The organism is Mesorhizobium sp. M7A.F.Ca.CA.001.08.2.1, assembly GCF_003998455.1.
Lineage (GTDB): Bacteria > Pseudomonadota > Alphaproteobacteria > Rhizobiales > Rhizobiaceae > Mesorhizobium > Mesorhizobium ciceri.
Genome location: NZ_RZPW01000737.1, coordinates 1 through 3,068, shown reverse-complemented (window position 1 = coordinate 3,068; position 3,068 = coordinate 1). Strand labels below are relative to the sequence as shown.

Genomic DNA, 3,068 nt, shown 5'->3' with positions numbered 1-3,068 from the left:
GTGCCCGGAATGAAGGTACGTTGCGCCGCCAGCTTGGCCTGTTCGAGATAGCCGGTGATCGCCATCGGCACATAGCCGACATTGCCATGGCCATCGCTGTCGGCTGAGTGACGTCCGGTCATCAGCAGATCCGGCAGCAGCGACACCTTGCCGTTCAGAAGCTTCGAGGCGTGGCGGTCGCAGAGCAGGCAGATGTCGGCCCATATCGCCGCCAGATCGTCCAGCGCCGGCGTTGCCATCGCATTGTGATAGCCGCCGGTCGAGATGCAGCGGCCGAGCCGATGTGCATCGTCGGGCGGGATGTAGACGGGATTGTCCGATACCGAGGCCAGCGACACATTGGCCGCCCGCTCGGCCGTCGCCAGCGCACGATGCGCCTGGCCGAGGACGCGCGGCACGATGCGGTAGCTGACCGGCGCCTGATAGTTGCGTCGCCCATCGCCGGCGCCAACCAGAAACTCCCGCAATCCCTGCAGGGCAGCCGTCTCATGCTCATCGCCCCAGAGCGTGTCGAGCGCCGCGTCATAGTGCTCGAGCGGCGCGCGAAACGCTTCGATCGACAGCGCGAAAACTTTTTGCGCCATGCGGATGCGGCGGCGCCCCGCGAGCGCTGCGTCGGCCACCAAAGCGGCGGCGCAGGGCGAGCCGTTGATGAGCGAGCCGCGTTCCTTGACCTCGAGGTCGAAGCGCGTCGAAAGTTCTGCAAACAAGGGATAGAGCGCCAGGATCTCACCGGCGCCGCCCTGGCCGGAGGCCGGCACGACAGGCATCGGCCTGCCGTCGAGCATCGCGGCCACGGCAAGCGCGATGCGCGGCGTGGTGGCGGCGTTGCCCTCGATGAAGTTTGTCAGACGGGCAAGCACGATCGCCCTGACCACGCGATCCGGCAAGGGATCGCCGAACGAGGTGGCGGCGGCAAACGCCTTGATGCGCGCATGGCGATCGCGCTCGTCAGGTTCGAGCTTGCGGCTTGCCAATTCCCCCATGGCGGTTGTGACGCCATAGATGACCGGTGGCGGATCGGATTCAATCAGCTTCAGAAACGAGACGCGGCATTCGGCGATGCGCTGCAAGGCCTTCTCGCTGATCTCCACCGTGTCCTTCTTCCAGGCGACGCGGAAGACAGTGTCGAGGTTGATGTCGTCACGCGTCGACAGGCTAACTGGCATGCTTCACACCATCGGAAATAAGGGACCTAGTAGAGTGGTTCCTCGAACAGCGTCTTGTCGCCGTCGACCAGCGCCTTGATCTGCGCGGTGCCGTCGCCGGCAAGCGCAAGACGGATGCCGAATGGCCGCACCCGCATGTCGTTCTGGATCGCCATCCCCTCGCCTTCCGGCAGATAGAAGCGCTCGATGCCATAGTCCGGCGCGATGGTCGCCTCTTCGCCGCGAAGGTCCCAGCCTTCGGCGATGTGGCCTAGAATATCGGCCTCGTCGGCGGTTGCCATCGTTGGCGCCTGGCCGAACCAGGCGGCCGTCGGCTGCCAATAGCCGTCGGCGCCCTTCTTCAGGCGCACCACAATCGACGTATCGTCGCTTGAAAATTTGTCGGGCGGAATGTTGGCGATCATTTTCACCGGTATGCGCGAAATCTCGTAGCCCAGGATAATATAGTCGCCGCGCAGGAGGTCGCGCGGATCGACGGGTTCGATCTTCAGCAGCACTTCCTTGCCGTTGCGCAGGATCGCCGCCCGGCCGGCGATGATCCAGCTCAGGAAGCCTATCTGGACGAGCGCCACCACCAGCGCCGAGATGACAAGCCTTTTCCCGGTGATCATGCCGTGGCTCCCTTGGCGTCTGGGCCCTTCATGCGTTTTTCCACGCGGATGATGACGATCGCGAGGATGCCGAGCAGCACCGCGGCGGCCAGGAAGAAACCGGCCGTATCGAGCATCGATTGCAGGGTCACGACATAGATGATGGCGAGTTCGAAGGCGAAGCCGAGATAGGCAAGCCAGCGTAGCCCACGGCTCCCCCGTCCTGCCAGCACGATCGCGGCGACAACACCGGCCAGCGCGATCGCCGAAGCGAGGGCAAAACCGCTGTTGTAGGTGCTCTCGTCGGCGAGTTCGAACTGGATCATTGCGAGGCCGGTGAGGAAGCCGAGCAGCGCGTGCAAGGGCAAGCGGCCGCCGAGTTGCACGACCCGGTCGACCGGGCCAGGCGCGAAGACCGAGGCCGCGAACAGCAGCGCCGAGGCGACGACCAGCGGGATCGCCACCTGCAGCGTGTCGTGGTTGGTGACCAGCAGCATGAGATAGAACAGCACCGACAGGATAATCAGGTGGCGCGCCGCCTGGCTGCGGGTCCAGAACGAGACGGCAAACAGCACGATCGCCATCACGACGAAGCCGTGCGGAAAATCGCTGCGGCTGTAATAGTCGAAGCCTTTGAGGAACAGCCAGGCATCGGCGATGCCGACCGAAGCCACCGTCAGCGGGTTCGATCGCAGCGCAACCGCCGCCAGCGCCGTGCCGGCTCCCCAGGTCACCAGAGCCGAGGCCTCGTCGCCCGAGAGATGATACATCTGGCCGATCAGCGCGATCGAGCCGCCGAAAGCCGCGGCCGCCACGATCCACAGCGCTTCCCCGATTGCCGCATGGTCGCGGGCCTTCAGCACCGCGCCGCCGACATAGCCGCCAAGGATGACGGCAAACAGCGCCGCCACGCGCGCCAGCCTCGGGATCGCGTCCCAATTGGCGGCGACGAAAATCAGGATGGCGGCGCCGAACAGCAAGGCGGCCATCATAGCCAGGATCGAGCCGAAGCTCAGCGACTTGCGCTCGTTGGCCTCGACATCGCGCGCCAGCGAATCGGCCGTCGCGGGGTCGATCATGCCGGCCTGCTGCCAGCGCGCGATATCCGCCCTGACCCGCGACGAATAGCTCGCCATGCTGCTTCTCCCCCCAGTTTGGTCTTTTTTGCAGCCGATCCGGTCAAGCCGTTGGCGCTAAGGCATTTTCCGATTCGGGTTTCTTTGTGTCAGGTCCGTGAACGCGCGTTAATGCTGCATTGCACAATTTGCATTGCTGCCATGCAGCCATAGCGCTTTTAAATCGATATGGG

At 64.4% G+C, this 3,068-nt stretch carries 3 protein-coding genes; all 3 read right to left on the bottom strand.

Translation table 11 applies throughout. From position 1 onward, the window contains the following. A partial coding sequence (locus EN914_RS29975; protein ID WP_127389464.1) for an aromatic amino acid lyase occupies positions 1 to 1,169 on the bottom strand: 1,169 nt, incomplete at its 3' end. Positions 1,170 to 1,195: 26 nt separating this feature from the next. Beyond that, a complete protein-coding gene (locus EN914_RS29970; protein ID WP_024503861.1) occupies positions 1,196 to 1,780 on the bottom strand; it encodes a GDYXXLXY domain-containing protein in 585 nt (194 codons plus the stop codon). Next, entirely contained in the window at positions 1,777 to 2,895 is a 1,119-nt protein-coding gene (locus EN914_RS29965; protein WP_024503860.1) for a DUF2157 domain-containing protein, read from the bottom strand. The genes EN914_RS29970 and EN914_RS29965 overlap by 4 nt, the downstream gene beginning before the upstream one ends. Between the last annotated feature and the right edge of the window lie 173 nt (positions 2,896 to 3,068).

Excerpts from the sequence above, each read along its gene's own strand:
- EN914_RS29970 (WP_024503861.1), bottom strand. The coding sequence starts at position 1,780 with ATGATCACCGGGAAAAGGCTTGTCATCTCGGCGCTGGTGGTGGCGCTC.
- EN914_RS29965 (WP_024503860.1), bottom strand. The coding sequence starts at position 2,895 with ATGGCGAGCTATTCGTCGCGGGTCAGGGCGGATATCGCGCGCTGGCAG.